This is a genomic window from Allobosea sp. 01N443, assembly GCF_056399325.1.
Map to the genome: position 1 here is coordinate 1 of NZ_JBFTRC010000223.1, position 8,726 is coordinate 8,726.

At 63.9% G+C, this 8,726-nt stretch carries 6 protein-coding genes; 5 read left to right on the forward strand and 1 reads right to left on the reverse strand.

Annotation, left to right across the window (positions count from 1 at the left end; translation table 11 throughout):
• The first annotated feature begins 270 nt into the window (after positions 1–270).
• Positions 271–474, forward strand: a complete 204-nt coding sequence (locus tag AC1DRP_RS32080; RefSeq protein ID WP_043233603.1) for a cold-shock protein — start codon at positions 271–273, stop codon at positions 472–474.
• A 146-nt stretch (positions 475–620) separates the two neighbouring features.
• On the opposite strand, the gene AC1DRP_RS32085 is transcribed toward AC1DRP_RS32080, so the two are convergent.
• Complete coding sequence (locus tag AC1DRP_RS32085) at positions 621–1,484, reverse strand: DMT family transporter (protein WP_441489336.1); 864 nt, start codon at positions 1,482–1,484, stop codon at positions 621–623.
• A gap of 159 nt (positions 1,485–1,643) precedes the next feature.
• Between AC1DRP_RS32085 and AC1DRP_RS32090 the strand changes: the two genes are divergently transcribed.
• The 4 genes from AC1DRP_RS32090 to metH form a co-directional block, all read left to right on the forward strand.
• Entirely contained in the window at positions 1,644–2,993 is a 1,350-nt protein-coding gene (locus AC1DRP_RS32090; RefSeq protein WP_476770608.1) for an aminotransferase-like domain-containing protein, read from the forward strand.
• Between the two features lie 124 nt (positions 2,994–3,117).
• Positions 3,118–4,134 carry an ArsR/SmtB family transcription factor gene (locus AC1DRP_RS32095; RefSeq protein ID WP_476770606.1) on the forward strand — a complete coding sequence of 339 codons (1,017 nt, stop codon included), beginning with the start codon at positions 3,118–3,120 and terminating at the stop codon, positions 4,132–4,134.
• Positions 4,134–5,045, forward strand: a complete 912-nt coding sequence (gene metF, locus AC1DRP_RS32100) for a methylenetetrahydrofolate reductase [NAD(P)H] (RefSeq protein WP_476770607.1) — start codon at positions 4,134–4,136, stop codon at positions 5,043–5,045. The genes AC1DRP_RS32095 and metF overlap by 1 nt, the downstream gene beginning before the upstream one ends.
• Before the next feature lie 129 nt (positions 5,046–5,174).
• Positions 5,175–8,726 (forward strand): methionine synthase (gene metH / locus AC1DRP_RS32105; protein ID WP_476770609.1); only part of this gene is annotated, 3,552 nt, incomplete at its 3' end.

The window sequence follows — 8,726 nt, forward strand, 5'->3', positions numbered from 1 at the left end:
GTTTCAAGCTGGAGGCCCAGAAGCTGGGATACCACGACGACACCGGACGTTATGTTGTCGAGCCGGGTCTGTTCGAGGTTTATCTTGGCGGTTCCGCGTTGGCGGAGGCGAAGACACAGTTTGAGGTGATTAAGCCATAGTCATCGCCAGACGCTCCTGCTTGACGATTGGCCTCGACATCTTTGCATTTTCGGTCAATCCTCCTCTGGTCGGGCATTCGGATGCATGCATCCGAAGATCCGCAAGAAGCTGGCTTCAGGGGATGCGGCTATGGCGACCGGAACCGTGAAATGGTTCAATACTGAGAAGGGCTTCGGATTCATTCAGCCTTCAGATGGCGGCAAGGATGTGTTCGTACACATCACAGCCGTGAAAGAAGCGGGCCTGATGACTCTGACGGAAGGACAGAAAGTCTCGTTCGATCTGAAAACCGAACGCGGCAAAACGGCGGCAGGCTCGCTCCAGCTGCTCTGACCTCTCGGGCCTCGCGCGCTCATAGCGACCCTTGAAACGGCCGCTATGATGGGCGGTCGCGCGCGGCCCATTCACTGACGGGATGTGGGGCTGGCTCCAGATCTCGCAAGTGCCGGGGTGCATGGCACGGATGGCCGTGCGTGCGCTTACCGTGCGAAGTGCTTGGCGCCTGCCACGCAAAGTGCCACGCCGGCGCTAACGGCGACCATCGGCCAGCTCACGGCCTCATGCAGCAACAGAGCGGCGAGCATCAGCCCGAAGAAGGGCTGCAGCAATTGCAGCTGTCCGACGGCGGCGATACCGCCCTGTGCCAGGCCGCGATACCAGAACACGAACCCCACCAGCATGCTGAACACCGAGACATAGGCCAGGCCGATCCAGGCCGGCCGGCCGACATCGGCAAACGAGGCCGGAAGGGTCAACGCGCTGAGCGTGACCATGACCGGCAGGGAGAGCACCAGCGCCCAGGAAATCACCTGCCAGCCTCCGAGCTTTCGCGACAGTCGCGCTCCCTCGGCGTAACCGAGGCCGCAGATGATGACCGCGGCGAGCATCAGCAGATCTCCGACCGGGGAGGCGACAAAGCCCTGGGTCATCGCAAATCCGGCGACAAGAGCGCTGCCCAGGCAGGAGAACAGCCAGAAGACCGGGCGGGGACGTTCGCCGCCGCGCAGGACGCCGAAGCTCGCCGTTGCCAGCGGCAGAAGGCCAATGAAGACGATCGAGTGAGCCGAGCTGACATGTTTCAGCGCCAGCGCCGTCAGGAGCGGAAAGCCGACGACAACACTCAGCGCGACCACAATCAGCGGGAGAAGGTCGCTCCGTTGCGGTCGCGTTTGCCGGAAGGCGAGAAGCAGGCACAGGCCCAGCAGGCCGGCGATTGCGGCGCGTGCTGCGGTCAGGAAAACGGGGTCGAGATCGACCACGGCAACACGTGTTGCTGGCAGCGAAGCGCTGAAGATCAGCACGCCGAGAAAGCCGTTGATCCAACCGCTCATGCTCTTGTCCATCAGGAAGTCTCCGTTCGCGGCCTGCATTCGCCGGGATCTGCATCCTTTGCCAGAGACGGTGCATGACAGTTGGTGCAAACTGTCATGCTGCAAGAGGCAATACAATTAGGTGATTGCGTGACACTCCTGGACGATGACGGCACGCTTGTCGGGCGTGTCATGCARGCTGTTCGCCAGCGCATGGCAAGGCGGGTGCTGGCTCCGGGGGCCAGGCTGCCCTCGATCCGCGCCTTTGCCKAAACGATGGGCGTCTCGAAGTCGACGGTGGTCGAGGCCTATGACCGGCTTGCCGCAGAGGGGGCGATCCGCTCGCGCCGCGGCTCGGGCTTCTATGTCGCGGGGCATCTGCCACCCCTGTCGCTGGCGGAGATCGGGCCGCGTCTCGACCGTGCAGTCGATCCGCTCTGGGTCTCGCGACAATCGCTGGAGGCCGGCGAGGATTTCCTGAAGCCCGGCTGCGGCTGGCTTCCCGCATCATGGCTGCCGGAGGAAAGCCTGCGCAGAACACTGCGATCGCTCTCACGCGCCGATGCCTCCACGTTGGCCGATTATGGCACGCCGCTCGGGCTGTTGCCGTTGCGCCATCTACTCGCCCGGCGCATGGCGGAGCATGGCATCGAGGCCGGGCCGGACCAGATCGTGCTGACCGAGTCCGGAACCCAGGCCATCGATCTGATCTGTCGCTTCCTGATCGAACCGGGTGATACGGTGGTGGTCGACGACCCCTGCTACTTCAACTTCCAGGCCCTGCTGCGGGCTCATCGAGCCAAGGTCGTCAGCGTTCCCTATACGCCGAACGGCCCCGATATCGTGCGCTTCGAACAGGTGCTCGCCGCGCATCGGCCACGGCTCTACGTCACTAATTCCGCGTTGCACAATCCAACGGGAGCCGTGCTGTCTCCCGTGATTGCGCATCGGCTGCTCAAATTGGCTGAGCAGTCAGGGTTGACGATCATCGAGGACGATATCTTTGCCGATTTCGAGTTGGAACCGGCGCCGCGGCTTGCCGCCTTCGATGGCCTCGATCGGGTCGTGCATATCGGCAGCTTCTCCAAGACGCTGTCGGCCTCGCTGCGATGTGGCTTCATCGCGGCGCGACGCGACTGGATCGAGGGGCTGACCGATCTCAAGATCGCCACGTCCTTCGGAGCCAGTCGGGTCTCGGCGGAGTTTTTACTGGGCGCCTTGAAGGATGGTACCTATCGCAAGCATATGGACGGGCTGCGTGGGCGGTTGGGGCGCGCCATGACGGAGACTTGCGCGCGGTTGAAGGCTATCGGAATCGAGCCGTGGATCGAGCCGCGTGCAGGCATGTTCCTGTGGTGTCGCCTGCCGGACGGGCTGGATGCCGCCGAGATCGCGCAGCGCGTGCTGGCGGAGAATATCGTCCTGGCCCCCGGAAATGCCTTCAGCGTGTCGCTAACGGCGGGACGATTCCTGCGCTTCAACGTCTCGCAATCGTCTGACCCGCGCATCTACACAGCGCTTGAAGCGGCGATGYGGCGCTGAGTGGTGCCAACATTGGCTGACAGGGGGGCGGGATCTCGCTGGCGCGAGGAAGGTGCTTGCTCTTTCTCCTCTTTTGACATAAAGATATCTTTATATGTTTTTCTGAATTTCGAAGGCTGATCCTTTGCGCCAACCCACGACGCTGTCCTCGTCATCCTTGCTTGCGGGCCTGCGCGCGGCCGGCGAGGAGACACGGCTGCGCATCCTGGCTCTGTTGGCGGAGGGCGAGCTCTCCGTTTCGGATCTGACAGATATTCTCGGGCAGTCTCAGCCCCGCATTTCCCGCCATCTCAAGCTCCTCGCCGAGGCCGGGCTGGTTCGTCGCTATCGTGAGGGGGCATGGGCCTTCTTCCGGCTCGACGAAGCGGGAGCGGGCGGCGCCTTCGCGGCCTCCCTGGCTGCGTGGCTCGATCGGGCGGATCCTGAACTCGCCGCGGACCGCGAGAGGCTCGCTGCCGTTCGCTCCACGCGCGCCGAGGCGGCGCAGTCCTATTTCGCCAGCGTGGCTCGGGACTGGGACCGGCTGCGGTCGCTGCATGTCCCCGACGATGCTGTCGAGGCGGCCGTCGAGGCGGCTGCCGGGGAGGGCTCTTCCGGCGCGATGCTCGACCTCGGCACGGGGACGGGCCGGATGCTGGAGCGGATCGCCCCAAAATTCGGCCGTGCCATCGGTGTCGATGCCAGCCATGCCATGCTCGCCGTGGCGCGCGCCAATCTCGAGAAGGCCGGGCTGTCCCGGGTTGAGCTGCGACAGGGCGATATTCACGCCTTGCCTTTCGCACGCGGGGCCTTCGATCTGGTGATCATCCATCAGGTTCTGCATTTCCTCGATGACCCCGGCCGCGCACTGCGCGAGGCGGCCGCGATGCTCGCCCCCGGCGGCCGGCTGATCGTGGTCGATTTCGCGCCGCACGAGATGGAGTTCCTGCGAACCGAGCACGCGCATCGCCGGCTCGGTTTCTCGCGGGCCCAGATCGCCGGCTGGTTCGCGGAGGCAGGATTGAGCTGCGATCTCTCCGAAGAGGTGACCTCGGCCGAGGGGGCGTCCGGCCAACTCTCCGTGATGCTCTGGCGTGGACGTGACCGGCGCGTGCAGGGGGATTTCCCGCTGCGTCAGAATTCCAGTTTCGAGGTGGCCTGATGAATGCGTTTCGCCCCAGCCGGCACGGCACCCGCCGGCCCAGCGTCTCTTTCGAGTTCTTTCCTCCGAAGACAGCGGAGATGGAGACGACACTCTGGGAGAGCGTGCACCGTCTCGAGCCGCTTGGACCCACCTTCGTGTCGGTGACCTATGGTGCCGGCGGTTCGACGCGAGAACGCACCCACAACACCGTCAAGCGCATGGTTGACGAGACCCGGCTGAAGCCGGCGGCGCACCTGACCTGCGTTTCCGCCACCTGCGCCGAGGTCGACGACGTGATCCGCTCCTATTGGGCGGCCGGCGTGCGCCATATCGTGGCGCTGCGCGGTGACCCGGCCGGTGGACTGGGAACGGTCTACGAGCCGCACCCGCAGGGCTATCACCAGACCTCTGATCTGGTCGCCGGGATCCGGCGCGCCGCCGATTTCGAGGTGACAGTCTCGGCCTATCCCGAAAAGCATCCGGAAGCGGCCTCGCTCGATGCCGATATCGATGCCCTGAAGAAGAAGGTCGATGCCGGTGCGACCCGGGCGATCACTCAGTTCTTCTTCGATAACGACGTCTATTTCCGCTATCTCGACAAGGTCAGGGCTCGGGGGATCGATATCCCGATCCTGCCCGGAATCGTCCCCGTCCTGAATTTCAAGCAGACGGCGAGCTTCGCCACCAAGACGGGCGCGAGCGTGCCGCAATGGCTGGCCGATCGGTTCGAGGGCCTGGAAGACGACGCCGCGACGCGCCGGCTCGTGGCGGCTGCGGTTTGCGCCGAGCAGGTGCTCGACCTGATCGACCGTGGCGTCTCCGACCTGCATTTCTACACGATGAACAAGGCCGACCTGGTCTATGCGATCTGCCATCTTGTCGGCTTGAAGCCCGACAGGGCCGCGCCGCAGCAGGCGGCCGCGGAGTAGCGTGCCAGCCGTCATTGGGAGCAAAGCGATCCAGCCTGTCTTCAGTGGCCTCTGGATTGCTCCGTCGCTTTGCTCCTCGCAATGACGGGAAGACCATACGAGCAGAGTTTCATGACGAAGGCGTTCGCGATGTCAGACTACAATCCCAGCCAGGTCGATGGCATCGAGATCGAGCGCGCGCTTCGCCAGTCCGCGTCCGAGCGCATCCTCGTGCTCGACGGTGCGATGGGGACGCAGATCCAGAACCTGAAGCTCTCGGAAGCAGAGTTTCGCGGCGAGCGCTTCAAGGGCTGGAACCACGATCTCAAGGGCAATAACGACCTGCTGGTCCTGACCCAGCCGGACGCCATTCGCGAAATCCACCTCGCCTATTTCCAGGCGGGTGCCGATATCGTCGAAACCAACACGTTTTCGTCGACGCAGATCGCCCAGGCCGATTACGGCATGGAGGCGCTCGCCTATGAGCTGAACGTCGCCTCGGCGAAGCTCGCGCGCGAAGCGGCCGCTCTCGCTCAGAAGGTCGATGGGCGCCGTCGTTTCGTTGCCGGCGCGATTGGGCCGACGAACCGTACGCTTTCGATCTCGCCGGATGTGAACAATCCGGGTTTCCGCGCGGTGACCTTCGATCAGGTGCGCGAATCCTATGCCGAACAGGTGCGTGGCCTGATCGATGGCGGCTCCGAGCTGATACTGGTCGAGACCATTTTCGACACGCTCAATGCCAAGGCTGCGATCGTTGCGATCGAGGAGGTCTATCGCGAGAAGGGCCTGCGCCTGCCGGTGATGATCTCCGGCACGATCACCGACCTTTCGGGGYGCACGCTCTCGGGCCAGACCACGGAGGCGTTCTGGAATGCGATCCGCCATGCCGCGCCGCTGACGGTTGGTCTCAACTGTGCGCTCGGCGCGCGCGAGATGCGGGCGCATATCAAGGATCTGTCGCGCGTTGCCGATACGCTGATCTGCGCCTATCCGAATGCCGGCCTGCCCAATGAATTCGGCATGTATGACGAAAGCCCCGAAGCGACGGCCGGAATGCTCGCTGAGTTCGCCGATGCCGGGCTCGTCAATGTCGTCGGCGGCTGCTGCGGCACCACGCCCGGCCATATCCGCGCGATTGCGGAAGCCGTCGCGGGCAAGCCGCCGCGCGCCGTGCCGGAGATCAAGCGCTATCTGCGGCTGGCTGGGCTCGAGCCTTTCACGCTCGACGAGACCATTCCTTTCGTCAATGTCGGCGAGCGCACCAACGTCACCGGCTCGGCCCGCTTCCGCAAGCTGGTCAAGGAAGGCGACTTCGCCGCAGCGTTGGATGTGGCACGCGACCAGGTCGCCAATGGCGCGCAGGTCATCGACATCAACATGGACGAAGGCCTGCTCGATTCCGAGAAGGCCATGACCGAGTTCTGCAATCTGATCGCTTCGGAGCCGGACATCTCCCGCGTGCCGATCATGGTCGACTCGTCGAAGTTCCACGTCATCGAAGCCGGCCTGAAGACGATCCAGGGCAAGCCGATCGTCAATTCGATCTCGATGAAGGAAGGCGAGGAGGCTTTCCTCGATCACGCCCGTATCTGCCGCAACTACGGCGCGGCGGTGGTGGTGATGGCCTTCGACGAAACCGGCCAGGCCGACACCTTCGAACGCAAGATCGAGATCTGTACGCGGGCCTACAAGCTCTTGACCGAGCAGATCGGCTTCCCGCCCGAGGATATCATCTTCGATCCCAACATCTTTGCCGTCGCGACCGGCATCGAGGAGCACGACAACTACGGCAACGACTTCATCGAGGCGACCAGGGCGATCCGCGAGACCCTGCCGCATGCCCATATCTCGGGCGGCGTCTCGAACCTGTCCTTCTCGTTCCGCGGCAACGAGAAGGTCCGCGAAGCGATGCATTCGGTGTTCCTGTACCATTGCATCAAGGCCGGCATGGACATGGGCATCGTCAATGCGGGCCAGCTCGGCTCCTATGACGACCTTGATCCCGAACTGCGCGAGCTCTGCGAGGATGTCGTCCTCAACCGTCGCAAGGATTCGACCGAGCGACTGCTCGATGCCGCCCCGCGCTTCAAGGGCGACGGTTCGGTTTCGATTTCCGGCAAGGACATGGCCTGGCGCGATAACCCGGTCGCAAAGCGGCTGGAATACGCGCTGGTCAACGGCATCACCGCCTTCATCGACACCGATGTCGAGGAGGCCCGCGCCGCAGCCGAGAAGCCGCTCCATGTCATCGAAGGGCCGCTGATGGMCGGCATGAACGTGGTCGGYGACCTGTTCGGCGCCGGCAAGATGTTCCTGCCGCAGGTGGTGAAATCGGCCCGCGTGATGAAGCAGGCGGTGGCCTATCTCATGCCCTATATGGAGGAGGAGAAGCGCCTGAACGGTGGTTCCGAGCGTTCGGCCGCCGGCAAGGTGTTGATGGCGACGGTGAAGGGCGATGTCCATGACATCGGCAAGAACATCGTCGGCGTCGTGCTCCAGTGCAATAACTACGAGGTCATCGACCTCGGCGTGATGGTGCCGACGCAGAAGATCCTCGATGTCGCGCGCAAGGAGAAGGTCGACATCATCGGCCTCTCGGGCCTGATCACGCCTTCCCTCGACGAGATGGTCACCGTCGCCTCCGAGATGGAGCGCGAGGGTTTCGACATTCCGCTCCTGATCGGCGGCGCAACGACCAGCCGCGTGCATACGGCGGTGAAGATCCACCCGGCCTATAGCCAGGGGCAGACGGTCTATGTCACCGACGCATCGCGCGCCGTCGGCGTCGTCTCGAGCCTGCTCTCGCAGGACCAAAAGCCGGCTTATATCGAGGGCGTCAGGGGCGAGTACGCCAAGGTCGCCGCCGCCCATCGCCGCTCCGAGGCCGACAAGCAGCGCCTGCCGCTGGTGAAGGCGCGGACGAATGCCTTCAAGGCGGATTGGGCGAACTACACCCCACCAAAGCCGAGCTTCCTCGGCACGCGCGTGTTCCGGACCTATGACATCGCCGATCTCGTGCCGGTGATCGACTGGACGCCGTTCTTCCAGACCTGGGAGATGAAGGGACGCTTCCCTGCGATCTTGCAGGACGAGAAGCAGGGCGAGGCGGCACGCGCGCTCTGGGACGATGCGCAGGCGATGCTGAAGCGCATCGTCGAGGAGCGCTGGTTCAATCCCAAGGCGGTGATCGGCTTATGGCCTGCCAACGCCGTCGGGGACGATATCCGGCTCTATACCGGGGAGAGCCGCCAGGACACGCTGGCGACCTTCCACGGCTTGCGTCAGCAGCTTTCGAAGCGCGACGGCAAGCCCAACATGTGCATTTCGGACTTCGTCGCGCCCGATGGCATCGAGCGGCCTGACTATATCGGCGCCTTTGTGGTGACCGCGGGAGCGGAGGAGGAACGCATCTCCGAGAAATTCGCCCGCGACAACGACGATTACCGCTCGATCATGGTCAAGGCGCTGGCCGACCGCTTCGCCGAGGCGATGGCCGAACGCATGCACCAGCTCGTTCGCACGCAGTTCTGGGGTTATGCCCCCGACGAGAATCTCGCCAATGAAGATTTGATCCGCGAGGAATATCGCGGCATCCGGCCGGCGCCGGGGTATCCGGCCCAGCCCGATCACACCGAGAAGGAAACGCTGTTCGAGTTGCTGCAGGCCGAGCGGCGGGTCGGCGTGAAGCTGACCGAGAGC

Excerpts from the sequence above, each read along its gene's own strand:
- AC1DRP_RS32080 (WP_043233603.1), top strand. The coding sequence starts at position 271 with ATGGCGACCGGAACCGTGAAATGGTTCAATACTGAGAAGGGCTTCGGA.
- AC1DRP_RS32085 (WP_441489336.1), bottom strand. The coding sequence starts at position 1,484 with ATGGACAAGAGCATGAGCGGTTGGATCAACGGCTTTCTCGGCGTGCTG.
- metF (WP_476770607.1), top strand. The coding sequence starts at position 4,134 with ATGAATGCGTTTCGCCCCAGCCGGCACGGCACCCGCCGGCCCAGCGTC.